The sequence below is a fragment of the Salmonella sp. GDC200615 genome (assembly GCF_050574145.1).
GTDB lineage: Bacteria > Pseudomonadota > Gammaproteobacteria > Enterobacterales > Enterobacteriaceae > Salmonella > Salmonella enterica.
This window is the reverse complement of sequence record NZ_CP192247.1, coordinates 4,500,711-4,521,856: the sequence shown is the minus strand read 5'-3', so window position 1 is coordinate 4,521,856 and position 21,146 is coordinate 4,500,711. Positions and strand designations below refer to the sequence as shown.

The window sequence follows — 21,146 nt, the reverse complement described above, 5'->3', positions numbered from 1 at the left end:
CGACTTCACCCTGCCGGGGACGGTAAAACGTCCCCTGCTGGCGAAGACGTGAGGTGCGCAGCTTGCAGGTTGATAAAACGAGCTTTACTCCGCTTTATAAGCAACTATTTTTTATCATCTGTCAGCAGATCCAAAATGGATCCCTGCCTTTAGGCAGCCAGCTGCCGACGCAAAAAGAGATTGCCAGAGCCTACAACGTCTCGCTGATTGTGGTTAAACAGGCCTGGAGCGAATTAATCAATGCGGGTATTATTTCCTCCCAGCGCGGGAGTGGTTCGGTGGTGTGCTCGGTACCGGAAGGCGTGAGCTACGGGCACACGTTTCGCGGTATTACCCGCGATCTCCAGGACGCCAGCGTGGCGATTGAGAACCGTATTCTGGAAATCGCGCCGCGCCGCGCGCGCGACGCTCAGGCAGACGGCTTGAGCCTGCCCGCACAGCATCACTATCTCTATATTTCGCGTATTCGTTGCCTGAATAACCGTCCGTTTAACCATGAAAAGATCTATCTCGATCTTAGCTTCTTTCCCGATCTGCAACTTACACCGCAGGCGCTGGAGCATACGTCGCTTTATTCGTTATTAAACGTCACAAGCGACTCGGCGATAGAAAAAGTTGAGGCGATTTTACCTTCCGCTGACCTGTGCGAAAAATTGCAAATCGCCGCCAATAAACCGCTGTTATCCGTCGCCAGACAGACGTTTCAGGCCGGGAAGGACAGCCCTTTTGAGTATTGCCGCTATTACGTGCTGTCTGAATACTTTGGTGAAATTCATTATCACTGATCTGTCCACTTAATCCTGCGATAACCCCACTATATCTGGCGTTTACCTGCCTGACTGTCCGTCGTATTCTTGCTGAAAAAATCGTCAGGAGACAGGTATGTCGCTCTGGTTGTCCCATCCTCTGTTCCTCCCGTCCATCATCGTTGGCGTTACTATCCTTCTGTGGGCGACTTCGCTACTGCCGGAGTTTATGACCGCACTGCTATTTTTTGCTGCTGTGGTGGCGATGGGACCAGGGAAAGTTCCTGCGCGGGCGGGGATGCTGTGATGTATCGCGCTGGCGGTGGTACGCCAAAGCGATGGCTCTTTTGTCTTGCTGGCGACCGAGCGTAATTTACTGATCTTCAATCGCGCTTCTGCCGAGGAAATTCAGGATCATCAGTGTGATATCTTGAACCAACAGGTCATCAAATGACAGCTTGATATTGCATTAACGAATGCCGTTTGGAGGCCGGACAAGGCTCTTGTGGCGCTATCCGGCAAAATCTGGCGATGGCGCGGGCGTTACCAGGCCGGTGGATCTGCGGGGTGGCTGTCATTTTCCAGATGCGGCGATTTAATAAACACGCCTTTCCAGGGTTTATCGCCGTTATTAATGAGATAATGCGCCTCCCCAGGTTCGCACTGTAAAACATCTCCAGTTTGCAGGATATGAGGTGTTCCTTCCAGATACAGGCACACTTCACCGCTTAGGGTATAAAAAACCTCACAAGCGGTATTATGGCGATGGTTAGGGAATGACTGCCCTGGTTGTAGTATGACGACGCCCATATCGCAGCCCGGCCCACGGATTAAGTATTTAGGGCCATTATCGCCAAAGCGGTATTCATGATTCTTCTCATTCGTTTTTTGCATGCTTATTCTCCTGTTACAGGCCTGGCGCTTTCCAGAGGGATGTCGTTAAGCCACCATCGACCAGCGCGCGTTGATCCTGATAAACGGCCTGCCATTTTTCTCTGGCCTGCTGGTAGACAGCGAAATTTTCAGGATTAGGTTTATGCTCCCGATCCCAGCGCACTAGCTTTTCTCCCGTTTCCGCCAGCGATGGCCAGACACCCACGCCAACGCCTGCGGCAATAGCGCACCCTAGCGCGGTAGCTTCTTTGACGACAGGTACGTGAACGGTGAGTCCCGTAACGTCGGCAAGGATTTGGCTCCATAATTTGCCTTTAGATCCTCCGCCGGCAAAAACCAGCGAGTCGGCCTGTATGCCGGAAAACGCGGCAATTTGCTGTAAATTGCAGGCGGAAACAATGGCGGCATTCTCTTCCAGCGCGCGAAATAGGGTCGCTTTATTACACTTTTCAGGATCGATAGACAGATTGATAAACGACGGTGCGGCATGGTACCAGCGTTTAAAACGCATAACGTCAGAGAAGATGGGCATCACACCGTACGCGCCGGGAGGCACCCGGCTGGCCATATCTTCCAGCAGGGAATACGCATCAATACCTAACCTTTCAGCGATTAGTTTTTCCTCGGCGCAAAAGGCGTCGCGGAACCAACGCATCGTTAACCCAGTAAAAAAGCTAATAGACTCGGTTTGTACCATACCGGGGATCACATGAGGATTGATGCGAACGTTCATGTTTGGGTCGGTGACCGGCGCGGGAAGATTGACGACCTGTTGCCAGAAGGTTCCGCCCAGCACGGCCGTTTGCGCCGGGCGTACGACGCCCAGCCCCAGACAGCCTAACTGCACATCGCCGCCGCCAACGATGACCGGCGTACCCGCTTGCAGGTCGCACTGTTCAGCCGCTTTCTGTGAAATGTGACCGAGCAGCGTCCCGGTTTCTTTTACCGGCGAGAGAATGTCAGAACGCAGGCCCGCCATCTGTAACAGACTACGTTTCCAGTTGCGGGTCACCAGATCCAATAACCCCGTCGTGCCTGCGTTGGAGGGATCGACCGCCAGTTCGCCGCTGAGCATAAAGGCCATCCAGTCGCTGATCATAGTGACGGTTGACGCGCGATGATAAATATCCGGACGATGGTGGGCAAGCCAGAGCAGACGCGGAATAGCGCTGAGCGCCAGCGTTTGCCCGGAGCAACGATAAACTTCCTCCTCAAAGGTGTTATCGTGCAGCTCTTTTAATTCACTGACTTCGTGTGCCGCGCGGGCGTCAACATTAGCGCAGGCCCAAATTGGTTCGCCGTTACTGTCATAAATAACAATGCCTTCACGCATCGAGCAGGCCGATACGGCAGCGATAGCCGTTGCAGGGATGGCGGCTTTCTGTAGTGCCTGACGGATACACTGGCAAGCCAGTTGCCAGTTTTTGGCAAGATCAAACTCCATCGAACCAGGCACATCCGGCACGGCCAGATGCTGCCATTCCGTTTGACCGACAGCTATTTGCTTTCCTTGTAGATCAAAAATTACTGCTCTGACGCTACCGGTACCGGCGTCAAGAGCCATCAGGTAATGTCCTGATTCAGTATGGGTACAGAGTCGAGCCATTTTTTTACCCTCGGCTATTTTTACATCGTTACATAAAATCCTGTCAGTTATTGTTTATTGAATTGAGGTGAGTGTTATTTTATTTGTTATTTTTCAATAAGTTGAATTATTTTCCCTGCGGTTTTCTGATCGGTAACCAGCGCATTGATATAGTTACCGCGCATAGCGGCAATAATAGCTTCTGCTTTTTGTTCGCCGCCGGCGACGCCAATCACGGTTGGGATCGTGGAAAGTGAATTTAACTTCAGGCCAATTAATTCGTTATGGATTTTGATGTCTGGAATAATTTCGCCATGAGCATCAAAAAAATAGCCCAGAATATCGCCTACTGCGCCTTTGCGGCCAATCATGAGTTGTTCACCCTGAGTGATATAACCGGATTTTAAGATACTGGCTTGATCTTTCTGGTTAATTGCCCCAATCCCCACGATGGCGGCATCGGCAGCTTGCGCTGTGAGCATCACATCCCGCACGCTATTTTCATTGCGCAGCGTGCAGGCAATTTCCTGCGATGATGCGCGCAGCGGCGCGGGCATAATACTTACGCTACAAGCGGCATCAAGCTGGCCTATTCCTGTCATATACGGCCCCACGCCGCCGGATAACGTGACCAGTCGGATTTGTTGCGCCGAGATAAATCCGCTGAGGCGTTTTAATGTGGTCATCGTGGCTTCGCCAAAGCCGACGGCCAGCAGTTGCTGTGGCCGCAGAGACTCCATCAACATATGGGCGGCGCCGATTCCTAAGCGCAGACCAATATCGGCATCGGGTAATGCCGGCAGCACGCGGATATTCTGCAATGCGAAGTGGTTGCGCAAGGCATTTTCATACTCAAGACACCCTTCAAAGCGGGAGTTGATTTGTACGCGAATAATACCGGACTGATGCCCTTTCTCCAGCAGACGAGAAACCTTTAGCCGGGTTAGCCCCAGACGCTCGCTGATTTCACTCTGCGTCAATCCATCGTGATAGTAGAACCAGGCAATACGCGCCACCTGCTCTTCTTCGCACATTCCATAATCAGATACCAACGTATTATCGCTCATTGTCATAACCTGGCTTTTACTTTGAACATTTCTAAATCATTAACACAATTGTTCAGTTATCACTCCGAAATAACCGTGATTAACGCCACAAAAACGCGCCAAATCTGAACGTTTATCATCTAAAAATTCATTTATTCATAAAACGTGATCTGGATGAGAGTTTTTTAACCAAATAACTACTACCGTTTTGAACAATTTCTTTTTCAAAAAACATTTGTTCAGTCCCGTCAGTCAACATTGAGGGAGCGGAGGCAACATGCAAATCAGTCACAATACTGCATCCCCTCTGATTTGTGTGCAGAACATTTATAAAAGTTATTCCGGCGTCGAAGTACTAAAGGGAATTGACTTTACTCTGCATGCGGGAGAGGTGCACGCATTGCTTGGCGGCAATGGTGCGGGTAAATCAACATTAATGAAGATTATTGCCGGTATAGTCCCGCCAGATGGAGGGACTATCGATATTGCTGGTGTGCGTTGCAGTCATTTAACGCCTCTGAAGGCGCACCAGTATGGCATTTACCTGGTTCCCCAGGAGCCTCTGTTATTTCCGAGTTTATCTGTGCGGGAAAATATCTTGTTTGGCTTGCAGGGACGTCAGGCCTCCACGGAAAAAATGCAGCAGCTATTAAAGGCGATGGGATGCCAACTCGATCCGGCGAGCGCTGCGGGTACGCTTGATGTTGCAGACCGCCAGATCGTTGAAATTATGCGCGGCTTGATGCGCGACTCGCGAATCTTAATTCTTGATGAGCCCACGGCGTCGTTAACGCCAGCCGAAACTGACCGGTTATTTACGCGTCTGCAAGAGTTGCTGAAAAAGGGTGTCGGAATTGTATTTATTTCTCATAAGCTACCAGAAATTAGACAGTTAGCTCACTGCGTTAGCGTGATGCGTGACGGTAAAATCGCATTATTCGGAAAAACGCATGACCTTTCTACCGACGAGATTATTCAAGCTATCACCCCGGCAACGCAGGGCGTCAGTCTTTCCGCGAATCAAAAGTTGTGGCTGGAATTGCCTGGCAGCCGCCCGCAGAACGAACGTGGTGCGACGGTATTAGCGCTGGAGTCACTGACGGGCGAAGGTTTTATGAATATCAACCTTGAGGTGCGGGCAGGCGAAATCCTTGGTCTGGCCGGGTTGGTCGGCGCGGGACGCACAGAACTGGCTGAAACGCTGTACGGTATTAGACCGGTCAATGCGGGGCGGATGCTGTTCAATGGCGAAGAAATTAACGCCCTGACAACCCAACAGCGGTTGCAGCTCGGCCTGGTCTATTTGCCGGAAGATCGGCAGTCATCCGGGCTGTATCTTGACGCTTCCCTGGCATGGAATGTCTGTTCGCTGACCCACAACCAAAAAGGATTTTGGATAAAGCCCCAGCGGGATAACGCCACCCTTGAACGTTACCACCGCGCGTTAAATATCAAACTCAATAATGCCGAACAGGCGGCGCGTACTTTATCCGGCGGTAACCAGCAAAAAGTATTGATTGCCAAATGCCTGGAAGCCTCTCCGCAATTACTGATTGTCGATGAACCGACCCGCGGTGTCGATGTCTCCGCCCGCAGCGATATTTATCAGCTGTTACGCAGTATCGCGCAACAAAATGTCGCGGTGCTGTTTATTTCCTCCGATCTGGAAGAGATAGAGCAGATGGCCGATCGCGTATATGTCATGCACCAGGGGGAACTGGGGGGGCCTGCGTTATGCGGCGAGGAAATTAACGTTGATACCATCATGCACGTTGCGTTTGGCTAACATGGTGCGTCGGAGGCAACATGTTGAAATTCATCCAAAATAACCGGGAAGCGACGGCACTGCTGGCAATAGTCTGTTTATTCGTGTTTCCTGGCGCGCTGGATAGCCAGTATTTGAGCGTGCAAACGCTGACAATGGTTTTCAGTAGCGCGCAAATTTTGATGCTGTTGGCGATTGGCGCGACGATGGTAATGCTCACCCGCAATATTGATGTATCGGTGGGCTCGACGACAGGCATGTGCGCGGTATTGCTGGGAGTGATGTTAAACGCCGGCTATAGCCTGCCGGTCGCCTGCCTGGCCACACTAATATTAGGAATTGTCGCCGGATTTTTTAATGGCGTACTGGTTGCCTGGTTGAAGATACCCGCCATTGTCGCCACGCTGGGAACGCTGGGCTTGTATCGTGGGATCATGCTGCTATGGACAGGGGGGAAATGGATTGAAGGATTACCCGCAGGCTTAAAGCAACTCTCTGCTCCGGTGTTTCTGGGAATTTCCGCAATCGGCTGGTTTACCCTGGTGTTAGCGCTGCTTATGGCCTGGCTCCTGGCGAAAACCGCCTTTGGCCGCAATTTTTACGCCACCGGCGATAACCTGCAGGGCGCCCGGCAATTGGGTGTCCGTACCGAGATGGTACGCATCATGGCATTTTCACTTAATGGCGGTATGGCGGCATTGGCTGGAATCGTGTTTGCCTCGCAGATTGGCTTCATTCCCAATCAAACCGGCACGGGGCTGGAAATGAAAGCCATCGCGGCCTGCGTATTGGGGGGAATTAGCCTGTTAGGCGGGTCAGGCACGGTCATCGGCGCTATTCTCGGCGCTTATTTTCTTACGCAAATCGATAGTGTGTTAGTGCTGCTGCGCATCCCCGCCTGGTGGAACGATTTTATTGCTGGCCTGGTATTGTTGGGCGTACTGGTATTCGATGGGCGGCTGCGTTGCGCATTACAACGCAATCTGCGCCGCCAGAAATATGCCCGTTTTATATCACCACCCACTCCACTACAGACGGAAGCAAAAACGCACGCACAACAGAATAAAAACAAAGAGGTGGCATGATGAATCCATGGCGACGCTATAGCTGGGAAATTGCGCTGGCAGCCTTATTGATCTTTGAAATTCTGGCTTTCGGTGTGATTAATCCACGTTTATTAGATATTAATGTCTTACTTTTTAGCACTAGCGATTTTATTTGTATCGGTATTGTCGCTTTGCCGCTAACAATGGTTATTGTCAGCGGTGGTATGGATATTTCATTTGGTTCTACAATCGGGCTATGCGCGATTACCCTGGGTGTGCTGTTTCAGCTCGGTATGCCGCTACCTTTAGCGATTATTATTACCCTACTACTCGGCGCAATATGTGGGCTGATAAATGCCGGACTTATTATTTATACCGGCGTAAACCCGTTGGTGATTACCCTGGGAACCATGTATTTATTTGGTGGTAGCGCATTATTGTTATCTGGTATGGCTGGCGCCACAGGTTATGAAGGTATTGGTGGATTTCCCACAGCGTTCACTGATTTTGCCAATATTTCATTTCTTGGTATTCCCATGCCGCTTATTTTTTTTCTTGTGTGCTGTCTGTTTTTCTGGCTGCTCATGCATCGCACGCATATGGGACGCAACGTTTTCCTGATTGGCCAGAGCGCCCGTGTCGCGCAGTACAGCGCGATCCCGGTGAATCGCACGTTGTATACCGTGTATGCCATGACCGGATGCGCCTCCGCTATCGCCGCCGTATTACTGGTTTCTTACTTTGGCTCCGCACGTTCGGATCTGGGCGCCTCTTTCCTGATGCCGGCCATTACGGCGGTTGTGCTGGGAGGCGCCAATATTTATGGCGGCTCCGGGTCGATTATGGGGTCCGCGTTGGCGGCGCTGCTGGTGGGATTTTTACAGCAGGGGCTACAGATGGCCGGAGTGCCGAATCAAATTTCCAGCGCATTGTCCGGTGCGCTTCTCATTGTTGTTGTCGTTGGTCGTTCCGTCAGTTTGCATCGTCACCAAATCCTTGAATGGTACTCACGCCGTCGCAATGCGCATCAGGCATGATTTCCTTTTGAAATTTATGGAGAAAAAAATGGCAAGACACAGCATTAAAATGATCGCCTTACTCACTGCGTTTGGTCTGACATCTGCGGTAATGACCGTACAGGCGGCAGAGCGGATTGCTTTTATTCCCAAACTGGTTGGCGTGGGCTTTTTTACCAGCGGCGGCAATGGCGCGCAGGAAGCGGGAAAAGCGCTGGGCATTGACGTAACTTACGATGGCCCTACAGAGCCCAGCGTCTCAGGCCAGGTTCAACTGGTGAATAACTTTGTCAATCAGGGGTATGACGCCATTATCGTTTCTGCCGTTTCGCCTGATGGCCTGTGCCCGGCGTTGAAGCGGGCAATGCAAAGAGGCGTGAAAATATTAACCTGGGATTCCGATACCAAGCCGGAGTGCCGTTCTTACTATATCAATCAAGGGACTCCAAAACAGCTCGGCAGCATGCTGGTAGAGATGGTCGCTCATCAGGTGGACAAAGAGAAAGCGAAAGTCGCTTTCTTCTATTCCAGCCCAACGGTGACCGACCAGAACCAGTGGGTAAAAGAAGCTAAAGCCAAAATTAGCCAGGAACATCCGGGGTGGGAGATAGTCACTACCCAGTTTGGCTATAACGATGCCACGAAATCGCTCCAGACGGCGGAAGGTATCATCAAAGCGTATCCCGATCTGGATGCCATCATCGCGCCTGACGCTAACGCTTTACCTGCTGCGGCACAGGCGGCGGAGAACCTTAAACGTAATAATCTCGCGATTGTTGGTTTTAGTACGCCGAATGTGATGCGCCCTTATGTTCAGCGCGGCACTGTTAAAGAGTTTGGCCTGTGGGATGTCGTCCAACAGGGAAAAATTTCCGTATATGTCGCCAACGCGTTGCTGAAAAATATGCCAATGAATGTCGGTGACTCACTGGATATTCCCGGCATCGGCAAAGTCACCGTTTCACCTAATAGTGAGCAGGGATATCACTATGAGGCAAAAGGTAACGGCATTGTGTTATTGCCGGAGCGTGTCATTTTCAACAAAGACAATATCGACAAATATGATTTCTGATAACTGTTATGTATCGACGGAGTAAAGAATGGCTGATTTAGATGATATTAAAGATGGCAAAGATTTTCACACCGATAAACCACAAACTAACACTTTGTTCGCATTAAAAGGCTGTGGCGCGCTGGATTGGGGAATGCAGTCCAGACTGGCGAGGATTTTTAACCCCAAAACCAGAAAAACGGTCATGCTGGCCTTTGACCATGGATATTTCCAGGGGCCGACAACCGGACTTGAGCGTATTGATATTAATATTGCGCCGCTCTTTGAATATGCTGATGTCTTAATGTGTACTCGCGGCATATTACGCAGTGTGGTACCTCCGGCAATCAATAAACCAGTCGTTTTACGTGCGTCCGGGGCGAATTCTATTCTCACTGAATTAAGCAATGAGGCGGTTGCGGTGGCGATGGATGACGCTGTGCGGTTGAATAGCTGTGCTGCTGCCGCACAGGTTTATATTGGTAGTGAGCATGAACATCAGTCGATTAAAAATATTATTCAACTGATTGATGCCGGGTTACGCGTCGGGATGCCAATAATGGCAGTGACCGGAGTGGGTAAAGATATGGCTCGCGACCAGCGTTATTTTTCACTGGCAACGCGTATCGCTGCGGAAATGGGGGCGCAAATTATCAAAACGTATTATGTCGATAAAGGTTTTGAGCGTATTGCGGCAGGTTGTCCGGTGCCGATTGTCATCGCCGGCGGTAAAAAACTGCCTGAACGTGAAGCATTGGAAATGTGCTATCAGGCGATTGACCAGGGGGCTTCTGGCGTAGATATGGGGCGTAATATATTCCAGTCAGAAGATCCGGTAGCCATGATTAAAGCGGTACATGCCGTCGTTCATCATAACGAAACAGCAGAGCGTGCTTATGAGCTGTTTTTGAGTGAGAAAGGTTAAATGAGATCGCTTCCCCATCTTTTATCGATGCGAGGAGATGGGGATGACTGTTATTTTATTTGGAATAATCAGGGGTTAATGATGCACGTTACGCTGGTTGAAATTAACGTTCATGATGACAAGGTTGAACAATTTATCGATGTTTTTCGGCAGAATCATCTGGGCTCAATTAAAGAGCCGGGTAACTTGCGTTTTGATGTTCTGCAGGATCCGCAGGTGCCTACGCGATTTTATATTTATGAAGCCTACGTTGATGAACAGGCCGTCGCTTTTCACAAGACAACGCCACACTATAAAACTTGCGTGGAGCAGCTTGAACCGTTGATGACCGGTCCGCGGACAAAAAAAGTTTTTATGGGTTTGATGCCTTAAGGAGTGCTCATGAACAGCCAGTTTGCCGGATTAACGCGCGAAGCATGTGTGGCATTGTTAGCGTCATATCCGCTTAGTGTGGGTATTCTGGCAGGGCAGTGGATTGCGTTGCATCGCTATCTGCAACAGTTGGAAGCGTTAAACCAGCCGCTGTTGCATTTGGATTTGATGGATGGTCAATTTTGCCCGCAGTTTACCGTTGGGCCATGGGCAGTTGGGCAACTGCCGCAAACTTTTATCAAAGATGTTCATTTGATGGTAGCGGACCAATGGACGGCGGCGCAAGCCTGCGTGAAGGCGGGCGCACACTGCATCACGCTTCAGGCAGAAGGCGATATTCATCTGCATCATACGCTAAGCTGGCTTGGTCAGCAGACCGTGCCCGTTATTGGCGGTGAAATGCCGGTGATCCGGGGGATTAGTTTATGCCCGGCAACGCCTCTGGATGTCATTATCCCCATTCTGAGCGACGTTGAGGTTATTCAACTACTGGCAGTGAACCCTGGATACGGCAGTAAAATGCGCTCCAGTGATTTGCACGAGCGCGTGGCGCAGCTTCTCTGTCTACTTGGTGATAAACGCGAAGGTAAAATTATCGTTATTGATGGGTCGTTAACGCAGGATCAGTTGCCTTCGCTGATTGCACAGGGCATCAATCGTGTTGTTTCTGGTAGTGCGTTATTTCGTGATGATCGGCTGGTTGAGAATACGCGGAGCTGGAGGGCGATGTTTAAGGTTGCCGGGGATACTACTTTCTTACCCTCCACAGCATAAATGCCGGATGGCGGCTTTACCTTATCAGGCCTACATAAGCACTCGGCTGGTAGGCCTGATAAGCGCAGCGCCATCAGACATAGATTGGCAATTAAGCCTGTTTAGCAGCTTCTGCTGCTTTCACGATCACGGCGAAGGCGTCAGCTTTCAGAGAAGCGCCGCCTACCAGCGCGCCGTCGATGTCCGGCTGCGCGAACAGTTCGGCTGCGTTGGAGGCATTAACAGAACCGCCGTACTGGATAATGACCTGTTCAGCGATTTTCGCGTCAGCTTTAGCAATGTGGTCACGGATGAATTTGTGCACTGCCTGCGCCTGCGCAGGCGTTGCAGATTTACCGGTACCGATCGCCCATACGGGTTCGTAAGCGATAACCGCGCCTTCAAAGGCTGCCGCGCCCTGCGTTTTCAGTACCGCGTCGATCTGGCGTGCGCATACTTCTTCTGTTTTGCCCGCTTCGTTTTCCGCTTCGGTTTCACCGATGCACAGTACCGGCGTCAGACCTTGTTCTTTCAGTACGGCGAATTTTTTGGCGATCAGTTCGTCAGATTCTTTGTGATAAGTACGACGCTCGGAGTGGCCGATAATAATGTACTGCGCGCCGATATCTTTCAGCATTTCAGCCGAAGTTTCACCGGTGAATGCGCCAGACAGATTCAGATCAACGTTCTGCGCGCCCAGCATGATGTGGCTGCCGGCAGCAGCGCGTTTCGCCAGATCGATATACATTTCCGGCGGAGCGATTGCCACGTCGCAGCCTGCTACGCCCGCCAGTTCTTTACGCAGGTTAGCCACCAGTTCGTTTACCATGTGGCGGCTGCCGTTCAGTTTCCAGTTACCCATCACTAAAGGATGTCGCATTTCATTTCTCCACGCTTAGTCAGCGAATTAAGGAAGATGGCCGCTCGTCAGAGCAGCATGGTCTGTGAAACAGTATAGAGATTCATCCCCGGAAAGGCTTTGCTTTTTGTCATCAATTCGCCCCTTCCAGATTTTCAGATAACGCCAGCTTAATCGGTTCAACCGCGAAGGTCAGCCCCTTTTCGCCGTTATCTGCGACAACATAACGTACCGCGCCTTCTGTCTCGGCGTAATAGTGTTTACCTTTACCGGCGATAAGCATCTTTTGCAGTTTTTTCTGGCTTTGCTCTTTTGTCAGCAACGGGGCGACAGTACGAATAATGGCGGCCATATATTCCAGCGCTTTCGCTTTCGCCGCTTTCTGTTCCGGCCCCTGAATGGGCAGCCAGGTAATCTGCATACTTTTCACTTTGAGCGTACCGCGCTCCAACGCCGTGGAGGCATACAGATTTTCGTTAATCTTACTGGCGGCGCGGGTCAGATTCGCCTTATCGCGGCTATTCTCAATGGCGCGAAATTCATTGAGCGGCAGATCGGGATTCTGGCGGTTAAAGTTCTCACGAAACTGGCTAATAGAAAGATCAAAGGTTGGCGAGCCCGCCAGCAGATAGGGCGCTGTCGTGGTCGATGAAGAGAGCTGCGCGTGCGCCGTTATGCTGGCGGTGAGAGCAGAAAACAACAGTAAAAACAGAGTACATCCTGGCTTCATCAATCTTACCTTTCGTTAGGACTGCTCACGATTAAAACGATAACTGTCGGGCTTGTCAAAAGGGTAAACTGTAGCGGAAGGCAAAATATAAGGAACTTACATGACCATACAGCAATGGTTATTCTCATTTAAAGGGCGTATCGGACGCCGTGATTTCTGGATTTGGATCGGCCTCTGGTTTGCCGGGATGCTGGCGCTATTTTCGCTGGCGGGGAAAAATCTGCTTGATATCCAAACGGCGGCATTTTGCCTGGTGTGCCTGCTGTGGCCGACCGCCGCCGTCATGGTCAAACGTCTGCATGACCGGGGACGCTCCGGCGCGTGGGCGTTGCTGATGATTCTGGCGTGGATGCTGCTGGCCGGAAACTGGGCGATGCTGCCGGGGATGTGGCAGTGGGTCGTCGGGCGATTTATTCCGACGCTGATCCTGGTGATGATGCTTATCGATCTGGGCGCGTTTGTCGGTGTTCAGGGGGAAAATAAGTTTGGGAAAGCGACACAGGACGTGAAGTTTAAAGCAGAGCTGTAGCGGGCGGTAAACCGTAATTTGCCCGGTGGCGCTGACGCTTGCCGGGCCTACAGATTGGTGATGATTTGCAGGCCGGATAAGCCCCAGCCGCCATTCGGTAAAACATCACCAGTAATGTTCAGCCGTCATATGCCCCGGTCGGCGGCGCAGATGTTTAGTCATCTGTCGGGTCTCTTTCAGCAGTTGCTGCGTATCGCGCACCATCTGCGGGTTCCCGCACAGCATGACGTGGCTGGTCTCTTTATCCATCGGTAATCCAACGGCTTTTTCCAGCTCGCCGTTTTCAATGAGCGCTGGCACGCGTCCGGTGAGCGAGCCTGGCACGCTCTCCCGGCTGACCACCGTTTGGATGCGCAGCTTGCCTTCATAACGCTGTTGCAGTTCCAGCATTAGCGGCAAATAGCTTAAATCGGCGGCGAAGCGTGCGGCGTGGACCAAGACCAGATTTTTAAAGCGCGCGACATCCTGCCCATATTGCAGAATAGACAAATACGGGCCAATAGCGGTTCCGGTCGCCAGCATCCATAGCGTCTCGCAGTCAGGCACTTCATCCAGTACAAAGAAACCCGACGCGTCGCTGACCACTTGCACCTCATCGCCAGGTTTTAGCGCCGCCAGCCGCGGGCTGAGCTTTCCTTGCGGCACCGTCACCAGATAAAACTCTAAATTCGGATTGTCAGGCGCATTGACATAGGAATACGCGCGCTGAACGCGCTCGCCATCGATCTCCAGTCCGAGTTTGGTAAATTGGCCTGCAGTAAAAGGATTAATGGGGGCGTGAACGGTCAGGCTGAACAGTGCGTCAGTCCAGTTTTGCACCTTAGTGACTTTACCTGTTACCCAATCGGCCATGGTTTTCTCCTGTTCTGAATCGCTAACCTTATCTTCGTTCGTCAGGAGAAAGATTTCCAGCCCCGCGAGGCTGGAAGGCTCTAACTAACAAATGCGCTAGAGGATATGCGCCTGTACATCCGGATCTTTACGATCAAGATAGTGGATAGACTGAATGCGGCGGATGGTGCGTGATTTGCCGCGGATCAGCAGCGTTTCCGTCGTGGCAATATGGCCTTTCCGGCTAATTCCTTCCAGCAGCTCGCCACGCTTCGCGCGTTCGCGCGAACCTTCCACATGGTCAAGGATCCATTTCACTTTAGTGCCAGAGAAGTACGGGTCGACGACCAGACCGGTATTGTCGCGGATGTAATCTTCCAGGCCGTCGCGTTTAAGCTGTTCGCAAATATCGGCGGTACGACGGCACTGCCAGACAATAGCGTTGTATATCGGTTTGCCGGTTTCACGTTCCCAGACGATCGCGGTTTCACGTTGGTTGGTGATACCGATAGCGGCAATCTGATCGGAACTGATATCGGCCTTAGCCAGCACTTCTACCAGCGTTGAGCTTTGGGACGCCCAAATTTCCATCGGGTCGTGTTCTACCCAGCCTGGCTTAGGATAAATTTGCTCAAATTCACGCTGTGATACGCTGACGATATTCGCGTCATGATCCATAACGACCGCGCGGGAGCTGGTGGTACCCTGGTCGAGCGCAACGATATATTTTTTTTCAGTCATAATTTTGTCCCGTAATCAGATTACAGCGAAGCATTTTGTTGTGTGGTCGCGGTGGAGTCCTTCTCTTCCACGACGCAGGTATCGCACGGCAAATGACGGCCAATAAATTTGCGATAAGCAAACGCGCCCAGAATGGCGCCGACGATGGGGCCAAACAGTGGCACCAGGAAGTAAGGAATGTCTCTACCGCCGGTAAACGCAATTTCACCCCAGCCGGCAAGCCCGGCGAACATTTTGGGGCCAAAGTCACGCGCCGGATTCATCGCAAACCCGGTCAACGGCCCCATAGAGGCACCGATAACGGCGATCAGTAAACCAATGAGCAGTGGCGCAAGCGGACCGCGAGGTACGCCGTTTCCGTCGTCGGTCAGCGCCAGAATCAGCCCCATCAGAATAGCGGTAATCACCATTTCAACCGCGAAGGCCTGCACAAAATTGATATGAGGATTCGGGTAAGTTGAGAAAATGCCTGCGAGATCGAGACTTTCAACGCTGCCACGGACGATATGGTGGGTTTGTTCGAAGTCCACAAAAAGATTGTAATAAAGCCCGTAAACTAACGCCGCTGCGCAAAAGGCGCCGGCAACTTGAGAAATAATAAAAGGAACAACTTTACGTTTGTCGAAACAGGCAAATAGCCAGAGTGCGATGGTCACTGCCGGGTTCAGGTGTGCGCCAGAAACACCTGCCGTCAGGTAAATAGCCATCGCTACTCCCAGACCCCAGATGACGCTGATTTCCCACTGTCCAAAAGTAGCTCCGGCAACTTTAAGCGCAGCGACACAACCCACACCGAAAAAAATCAACAACCCGGTACCGAGGAATTCAGCAATGCACTGGCCTTTTAAGGTTGATGTTTGACTCATAATCGGATCCTGAAGAGTATGTAATGATTATTGGTATGCGAGGAGGTCATGGACATCCACGATGCCCTGTAGGCACACTGTTAATTTATCGTTAACGAGCAAAAACGAGAAATATCGAAATCAAAATGTGTGTACTGCGTCAATAAAATGAGCGTTATCGCGCCATGAGGCGCATTTTGAGACAGCAGAAGAGAGTGAATTGAATCATTTCATTAACCAATATGTTAACACTTTTAAGTTATTGAATGAATGTTACCAGGAGATGGATGAAAATTGCTGCAAACCGCGATCTACGCGGTATGTCGCTGGACAGCGAGAGCGGGGCTTCATACAATCGACACTATATATTGTGCGCGTTTACGTGAAGCGTCGCCTTGCAATTCAGGAGAGGTAAGATCATGTCTTTAGAAGTGTTTGAGAAACTGGAAGCAAAAGTACAGCAGGCGATTGACACCATCACCCTGTTACAGATGGAAATTGAAGAGCTGAAAGAAAAGAACAACAGCCTGACGCAGGAAGTGCAGTCTGCACAGCATCAGCGTGAAGAACTCGAGCGTGAAAATAATTCTCTGAAGGAACAGCAGAGCGGCTGGCAGGAACGTTTGCAGGCGCTGCTTGGTCGTATGGAAGAAGTCTAATCCTCGTCATATTTCACGTTATGGCGGCGTTGGCTGCGTGCGTTCACCCCAGTCACATAGTGGCCTATGCTCCTGGGGATTCACTTACTTGCCGCCTTGCCCTGACGCGAAATCTATAGAGGATTTAGAATGCGGATACCGGTGGGCCGGATAAGGCGTAAGCTGCCATCCGGCAATCAGCGACAACGCATAAAAAAGGCGCCTTACGGCGCCTTTTTTGATCACTCGATATCAAGCGGGTCTTCGGAAAGGATAATCCCGGTGTTGTCGGCATAGAGATGATCGCCGGAGAAGAACGTCACGCCGCCGAAATTGACGCGCACATCGCTTTCCCCAATGCCTTCACCTGCGGCGCCAACCGGAATGGCGGCGATCGCCTGAATGCCGATATCCAGCTCTTCCAGATCGTCCACCTGACGCACCGCGCCATAGATAACCAGCCCTTCCCATTCATTTTGCGTGGCCAGACGCGCCAGCTCCGCATCGACTAATGCACGACGGACAGAACCGCCGCCATCGACCAGCAGAACCCGACCACGGCCATTTTGTTCGAGCAGATCGTACAGCAACCCGTTGTCCTCGAAACATTTTACCGTGATGATTTGTCCGCCAAACGACGACCGCCCTCCAAAATTAGAGAACAGCGGTTCCACGACGTTGACATCTTCCTGATAGATGTCACAAAGCTCGGAGGTATCGTATTTCATAGGCTTAACGTTCAGTTGCTGCGAGAATTTTTAGTATATCGCGCTAAGTATACTGTTGGCAAAATCATCAATTGTTAATTGATATTTGTCAGTTAAACGGCCCACTGACTTAAGAGTATCCCAATCACAAATAACAGGTTGGTTAACAACGCGCCTTTAACGGTACGTTCAAGCATCGGGCGCATTGCCGCAGGCTCCCTTTCGCGCATTACGTAGCGCGCTTGTTTAATGAGCAAGGGCGCGGCCAGAATAAACAACCATCCCCACGGACTGTGTAGCGAGAGCAGATTAAACAGCGCCAGACAGAGCAGCGCTCCTAGCAACAGGCAGGCGTGATAACGACGCGCGTTGACATCGCCCAGTCGTACTACAAGGGTGTTTTTGCCGTTCTCTCTGTCGCTATTAATATCGCGCAGGTTATTAATATTCAGCACTGCCGTCGCCAGTAAACCGCAGGCGGTGGCCGGGAGAATCAGCGCCGGAATCAGCGTATGCGCCTGGAGATACCAGCTCCCCATGACACTTAGCCAGCCAAAGAATACCAGAACAGAGATATCACCCAGCCCGATATAGCCGTAGGGCCGATTACCCACGGTGTAGGTGATGGCGGCGATAATCGACAGCCCGCCCAAAATCAGGAAGCCGATAAAATCGGTTAACGTATGGCACGCGACCGCCACCAGCGCCAGTCCGGAGATACAGATCAGCACGACGGTAATGATTAACGCCCGCTTCATCTCCTGCCGGGTGATGACGCCTTTTTGCATCCCCCGCAGCGGCCCGATGCGATCCGGTTTATCGCTGCCTTTGACAGCGTCGCCATAATCGTTGGCGAGGTTGGATAAAATTTGCAGCAGCCCGGCGGTGATAAGGGCCAGCAGCGCGACCAGAGGATCGAAATAGCCTTGCCACCATGCCAGGGCCGTACCGACGATAATCGCTGCGAAGGCGAGGGGTAAGGTTTTGGGTCGTAAGCTTTCCAGCCAGGCCTGGGTGCGGCTAATTTGTTGTTGTTCAGTCATATTTAGCGCCAATAAAAATGGGGCTTTTCAGCCCCATCAACAGTGATGAAAATGCATTGGACGCGATTATAAGATAAAACGGCTTAGATCTTCATCTGCGACCAGCGCATCCAGATGTTTGCTCACATATTCCGCATCAATTGTGATGTTTTGGCCGTGCAGATCGCTGGCGTTATAGGAAATTTCTTCCATCAGACGCTCCAGTACGGTATGCAGACGGCGCGCGCCGATGTTTTCGGTGGTTTCGTTAACCTGCCAGGCGGCTTCGGCAATACGTTTAATACCGGAATCGGTGAACTCGATATTGACGCCTTCAGTTGCCATCAGCGCTTTATACTGCACGGTGACGGACGCGTTTGGCTCGGTCAAAATGCGTTCGAAATCGCTGGTGGTCAGCGCCTGAAGTTCAACGCGAATCGGCAGACGGCCCTGCAGTTCCGGGATCAGATCAGACGGCTTCGCCACCTGGAACGCGCCAGAGGCGATAAACAGAATATGATCCGTTTTGACCATCCCGTGTTTGGTCGAAACCGTGCAGCCTTCTACCAGCGGCAGTAAGTCGCGCTGTACGCCTTCGCGTGAAACATCCGGGCCGGAGGTTTCGCCACGCTTACAAATTTTGTCAATTTCATCGATAAACACGATGCCGTGCTGTTCAACCGCGTCGATAGCGTCCTGTTTCAGCTCTTCCGGGTTGACCAGCTTAGCAGCCTCTTCTTCAACCAACAGTTTCATCGCGTCTTTAATTTTCAGCTTACGCGGTTTCTGTTTCTGACCGCCCAGGTTCTGGAACATAGACTGCAACTGGCTGGTCATCTCTTCCATGCCCGGAGGCGCCATAATCTCTACGCCCATCGGCGCGGCGGCGAGGTTAATCTCGATCTCTTTATCGTCGAGCTGGCCTTCGCGCAGTTTTTTGCGGAACGTTTGGCGGGCGGCAGAAGGCTCCTGCTGCTGTTCGGCCTGGCCCCAGTTATTTTTTGCGGGTGGGATCAGTACGTCGAGAATACGTTCTTCCGCCAACTCTTCCGCACGATAGCGGTTTTTCTCGATAGCCTGTACGCGAACCATTTTCACAGCGGCATCGGTCAGATCGCGGATGATAGAGTCCACTTCTTTCCCGACGTAGCCCACTTCGGTGAATTTGGTGGCTTCGACTTTAATGAACGGTGCGTTGGCGAGTTTTGCCAGACGACGGGCGATTTCGGTTTTACCGACGCCGGTCGGGCCAATCATCAGAATATTTTTCGGCGTTACTTCGTGGCGCAGCTCTTCATCAAGCTGCATACGACGCCAGCGGTTACGCAATGCAATCGCCACGGAACGCTTTGCGTTATCCTGGCCGATAATGTGTTTGTTCAGTTCGCTGACAATTTCGCGTGGGGTCATTTCAGACATGAGGGGTCCTTACGCTTTGGCGGTCAATTCTTCAATGGTGTGGAAATGGTTGGTGTAAATGCAGATATCGCCTGCAATATCCAACGCCTTTTCAGCAATTTCGCGCGCGCCGAGCTCGGTATTTTCCAACAGAGCGCGAGCGGCAGCCTGGGCATAAGGACCGCCGGAGCCGATAGCAATTAAATCGTTTTCAGGTTGCACGACATCGCCGTTACCCGTGATGATGAGCGAAGCGGTTTCATCCGCGACGGCCAGCAACGCTTCCAGTTTGCGTAGCATGCGGTCGGTACGCCAGTCTTTCGCCAGTTCAACGGCGGCTTTGACCAGGTGCCCCTGATGCATTTCCAGTTTACGTTCAAACAGCTCGAACAGCGTGAATGCATCCGCAGTACCGCCCGCAAAGCCCGCAATGACCTTGTCGTTGTAGAGGCGGCGGACTTTCTTCACGTTGCCTTTCATTACTGTGTTACCCAGTGTGGCCTGACCATCACCGGCGATTACCACGTGGCCGTTACGGCGTACGCTTACTATTGTTGTCACGAGCAGACCCCTTGGTTACTAATGCTGAATTGCGGCCCCGTACGGCGTACGGGGCATAATGCAAGTATAGATGGGGGAGATTTTGAGGGTTTCAACCCCCGGTGGCGAGTCGAATGCAGTTTGTATGGCCCGCCATCTTCAGACGGTTAATGGTGCTGTCGGCATTTTCTTTACCTTTCACCGGCCCGATAACCACGCGATTCCAGCCGTTATTGGTGGTAATTTTGGAGTCAAAGCCTTCAAACGCCAGCTGAGCGCGGACGCTTTCTGCCTGCTCGGCGCCTTTGAATGAACCACATTGCACCATCCAGCGACGTTCATCTTTTTTCTCTGCTGTCGCCTTCGGCGCTTCAGGCGCGCGCGTAATGGGCGCGGCTTTTGGCGCTGCCGCGCTGGTATGCGCCGGCGTTTGCAGCAAATCCTGATAAGGTTGCTGCGAGGCCGTCTGCTTCGGCGGCTGACTTTGGCGCGCGGGTTGCGCCGGGGCGGACTGTACCGTGCGCGTTTGCGACTGTTCGTTTACCCGCGGCTGCGTACGTGGTTGCTGAACAGGCTGCGTTTGAGCCCACTGCTGCTGCTGCGCCTGACGCTGGCGCTGTAGCGTTTGCTGGCGTTGTTCTGGCGTCTGCTCGTTCCACGGCACTTCGTTAAGTTGCGTTGGCTGCTGACGCATATCCGCCTGCATCTGCTCCAGAAGTTGACGCTGCTCGCTGGTGAGCTGATTCGGGTTCATGACTTCACCGCCGGCGGACGGTTCCGTTGGCGTACGCACGCCTGGCTGGCGACTTTCCAGCTCTTTGATGTAACGCCAGCGCTCTTCCGGTTTTGGCGGAAGCCCATTGCCGGTGACTTTCTGGTTTTGTAGCGTTTCGGACTCTTCTTTCTTATGGTGAGTAATGAAGTACAGACCGCCGATAAAGGTCACAAGGACGGCTGCCGCAATCGCGACCATTGCCGGCGAGACGGCAGGCATGTTGCTTTGCTTCTTCCGTGAGTTCCGTGAGGTGCTCTTTTTGCGCCGCGAAGGAGCCGGTTGGCCGCGACGTACATAATCTCGTTGTGCCACTATCGTTTCGCTGTATTTAT

22 protein-coding genes and 4 pseudogenes are annotated in these 21,146 nt (G+C 51.8%); 12 read left to right on the top strand and 14 right to left on the bottom strand.

Going from position 1 to position 21,146, the window contains the following annotated elements; all coding sequences use genetic code 11:
- Window positions 1–62: 62 nt before the first annotated feature.
- The 3 genes and pseudogenes from ACQ29O_RS21925 to ACQ29O_RS21915 form a co-directional block, all read left to right on the top strand.
- Window positions 63–785, top strand: coding sequence for a GntR family transcriptional regulator (locus tag ACQ29O_RS21925; RefSeq protein WP_001535809.1), 723 nt, complete (start codon window positions 63–65; stop codon window positions 783–785).
- A gap of 97 nt (window positions 786–882) precedes the next feature.
- A pseudogene (locus ACQ29O_RS21920) lies at window positions 883–1,008 on the top strand (hypothetical protein); the annotation flags it as partial.
- Between the two features lie 51 nt (window positions 1,009–1,059).
- A pseudogene (locus ACQ29O_RS21915) lies at window positions 1,060–1,200 on the top strand (CDP-diacylglycerol diphosphatase); the annotation flags it as partial.
- Between the two features lie 89 nt (window positions 1,201–1,289).
- Here ACQ29O_RS21915 and ACQ29O_RS21910 read toward each other — a convergent pair.
- The 3 genes from ACQ29O_RS21910 to lsrR all read right to left on the bottom strand — a co-directional run bounded on the left by ACQ29O_RS21910 (window position 1,290) and on the right by lsrR (window position 4,292).
- Window positions 1,290–1,640 (bottom strand): cupin domain-containing protein, encoded by a 351-nt coding sequence (locus ACQ29O_RS21910; RefSeq protein WP_001173083.1) that lies wholly within the window; start codon window positions 1,638–1,640, stop codon window positions 1,290–1,292.
- A 13-nt stretch (window positions 1,641–1,653) separates the two neighbouring features.
- Window positions 1,654–3,246, bottom strand: coding sequence for an autoinducer-2 kinase (lsrK, locus tag ACQ29O_RS21905; protein ID WP_253336225.1), 1,593 nt, complete (start codon window positions 3,244–3,246; stop codon window positions 1,654–1,656).
- Between the two features lie 86 nt (window positions 3,247–3,332).
- Window positions 3,333–4,292: a transcriptional regulator LsrR gene (lsrR, locus tag ACQ29O_RS21900; RefSeq protein ID WP_001283049.1), complete on the bottom strand. Its 960-nt coding sequence runs from the start codon at window positions 4,290–4,292 to the stop codon at window positions 3,333–3,335.
- A 256-nt stretch (window positions 4,293–4,548) separates the two neighbouring features.
- Between lsrR and lsrA the strand changes: the two genes are divergently transcribed.
- The 7 genes from lsrA to ACQ29O_RS21865 all read left to right on the top strand — a co-directional run bounded on the left by lsrA (window position 4,549) and on the right by ACQ29O_RS21865 (window position 11,220).
- A complete protein-coding gene (lsrA, locus tag ACQ29O_RS21895; RefSeq protein WP_001167247.1) occupies window positions 4,549–6,057 on the top strand; it encodes an autoinducer 2 ABC transporter ATP-binding protein LsrA in 1,509 nt (502 codons plus the stop codon).
- Window positions 6,058–6,077: 20 nt separating this feature from the next.
- Window positions 6,078–7,121, top strand: a complete 1,044-nt coding sequence (gene lsrC, locus ACQ29O_RS21890; protein WP_000911134.1) for an autoinducer 2 ABC transporter permease LsrC — start codon at window positions 6,078–6,080, stop codon at window positions 7,119–7,121.
- Window positions 7,118–8,119 carry an autoinducer 2 ABC transporter permease LsrD gene (lsrD, locus tag ACQ29O_RS21885; protein ID WP_000981831.1) on the top strand — a complete coding sequence of 334 codons (1,002 nt, stop codon included), beginning with the start codon at window positions 7,118–7,120 and terminating at the stop codon, window positions 8,117–8,119. The genes lsrC and lsrD overlap by 4 nt, the downstream gene beginning before the upstream one ends.
- Before the next feature lie 28 nt (window positions 8,120–8,147).
- Window positions 8,148–9,170, top strand: a complete 1,023-nt coding sequence (gene lsrB / locus ACQ29O_RS21880) for an autoinducer 2 ABC transporter substrate-binding protein LsrB (RefSeq protein WP_000090743.1) — start codon at window positions 8,148–8,150, stop codon at window positions 9,168–9,170.
- Window positions 9,171–9,198: 28 nt separating this feature from the next.
- Window positions 9,199–10,074 (top strand): 3-hydroxy-5-phosphonooxypentane-2,4-dione thiolase LsrF, encoded by an 876-nt coding sequence (gene lsrF / locus ACQ29O_RS21875; protein WP_000774146.1) that lies wholly within the window; start codon window positions 9,199–9,201, stop codon window positions 10,072–10,074.
- Between the two features lie 81 nt (window positions 10,075–10,155).
- Window positions 10,156–10,446 carry a (4S)-4-hydroxy-5-phosphonooxypentane-2,3-dione isomerase gene (lsrG, locus tag ACQ29O_RS21870; protein WP_001543603.1) on the top strand — a complete coding sequence of 97 codons (291 nt, stop codon included), beginning with the start codon at window positions 10,156–10,158 and terminating at the stop codon, window positions 10,444–10,446.
- Between the two features lie 9 nt (window positions 10,447–10,455).
- The gene (locus tag ACQ29O_RS21865) at window positions 10,456–11,220 is read left to right on the top strand and encodes an epimerase (RefSeq protein WP_001088050.1); all 765 of its coding nucleotides are present in this window, start codon (window positions 10,456–10,458) and stop codon (window positions 11,218–11,220) included.
- A 91-nt stretch (window positions 11,221–11,311) separates the two neighbouring features.
- Here the strand turns inward: ACQ29O_RS21865 and tpiA are convergent, their stop codons facing one another.
- Together tpiA and ACQ29O_RS21855 are read right to left on the bottom strand one after the other, a co-directional pair.
- Complete coding sequence (gene tpiA, locus ACQ29O_RS21860) at window positions 11,312–12,079, bottom strand: triose-phosphate isomerase (protein WP_001216335.1); 768 nt, start codon at window positions 12,077–12,079, stop codon at window positions 11,312–11,314.
- Window positions 12,080–12,191: 112 nt separating this feature from the next.
- On the bottom strand, window positions 12,192–12,788 hold the full coding sequence (locus ACQ29O_RS21855; RefSeq protein ID WP_000802241.1) for a YiiQ family protein: 597 nt from the start codon (window positions 12,786–12,788) through the stop codon (window positions 12,192–12,194).
- 100 nt (window positions 12,789–12,888) lie between these two features.
- Here ACQ29O_RS21855 and ACQ29O_RS21850 point away from each other — a divergent pair, with 100 nt between their 5' ends.
- Entirely contained in the window at window positions 12,889–13,317 is a 429-nt protein-coding gene (locus tag ACQ29O_RS21850; RefSeq protein WP_000155231.1) for a DUF805 domain-containing protein, read from the top strand.
- Between the two features lie 105 nt (window positions 13,318–13,422).
- Here the strand turns inward: ACQ29O_RS21850 and fpr are convergent, their stop codons facing one another.
- From fpr to ACQ29O_RS21830, 4 genes and pseudogenes are all read right to left on the bottom strand, one after another.
- On the bottom strand, window positions 13,423–14,169 hold the full coding sequence (fpr, locus tag ACQ29O_RS21845; protein ID WP_000796303.1) for a ferredoxin--NADP(+) reductase: 747 nt from the start codon (window positions 14,167–14,169) through the stop codon (window positions 13,423–13,425).
- A 96-nt stretch (window positions 14,170–14,265) separates the two neighbouring features.
- Window positions 14,266–14,415, bottom strand: a pseudogene (locus tag ACQ29O_RS21840) (class II fructose-bisphosphatase); the annotation flags it as partial.
- A pseudogene (locus ACQ29O_RS21835) lies at window positions 14,398–14,889 on the bottom strand (FGGY family carbohydrate kinase); the annotation flags it as partial. The pseudogenes ACQ29O_RS21835 and ACQ29O_RS21840, both read right to left, overlap by 18 nt.
- A 20-nt stretch (window positions 14,890–14,909) precedes the next feature.
- Window positions 14,910–15,755, bottom strand: coding sequence for an MIP/aquaporin family protein (locus ACQ29O_RS21830; protein ID WP_000084285.1), 846 nt, complete (start codon window positions 15,753–15,755; stop codon window positions 14,910–14,912).
- A gap of 398 nt (window positions 15,756–16,153) precedes the next feature.
- On the opposite strand from ACQ29O_RS21830, the gene zapB reads away from it, so the two are divergent.
- Entirely contained in the window at window positions 16,154–16,393 is a 240-nt protein-coding gene (zapB, locus tag ACQ29O_RS21825; RefSeq protein WP_000051370.1) for a septal ring assembly protein ZapB, read from the top strand.
- Between the two features lie 221 nt (window positions 16,394–16,614).
- Here the strand turns inward: zapB and rraA are convergent, their stop codons facing one another.
- The 5 genes from rraA to ftsN all read right to left on the bottom strand — a co-directional run bounded on the left by rraA (window position 16,615) and on the right by ftsN (window position 21,126).
- Window positions 16,615–17,100, bottom strand: coding sequence for a ribonuclease E activity regulator RraA (gene rraA / locus ACQ29O_RS21820; RefSeq protein ID WP_000872918.1), 486 nt, complete (start codon window positions 17,098–17,100; stop codon window positions 16,615–16,617).
- A 92-nt stretch (window positions 17,101–17,192) separates the two neighbouring features.
- Complete coding sequence (gene menA, locus ACQ29O_RS21815; protein WP_000139637.1) at window positions 17,193–18,122, bottom strand: 1,4-dihydroxy-2-naphthoate polyprenyltransferase; 930 nt, start codon at window positions 18,120–18,122, stop codon at window positions 17,193–17,195.
- Window positions 18,123–18,188: 66 nt separating this feature from the next.
- Window positions 18,189–19,520 carry an HslU--HslV peptidase ATPase subunit gene (hslU, locus tag ACQ29O_RS21810; protein ID WP_001293360.1) on the bottom strand — a complete coding sequence of 444 codons (1,332 nt, stop codon included), beginning with the start codon at window positions 19,518–19,520 and terminating at the stop codon, window positions 18,189–18,191.
- Window positions 19,521–19,529: 9 nt separating this feature from the next.
- Window positions 19,530–20,060: an ATP-dependent protease subunit HslV gene (gene hslV, locus ACQ29O_RS21805; protein ID WP_000208240.1), complete on the bottom strand. Its 531-nt coding sequence runs from the start codon at window positions 20,058–20,060 to the stop codon at window positions 19,530–19,532.
- A 91-nt stretch (window positions 20,061–20,151) separates the two neighbouring features.
- Entirely contained in the window at window positions 20,152–21,126 is a 975-nt protein-coding gene (ftsN, locus tag ACQ29O_RS21800) for a cell division protein FtsN (RefSeq protein ID WP_000068812.1), read from the bottom strand.
- Window positions 21,127–21,146: the final 20 nt, after the last annotated feature.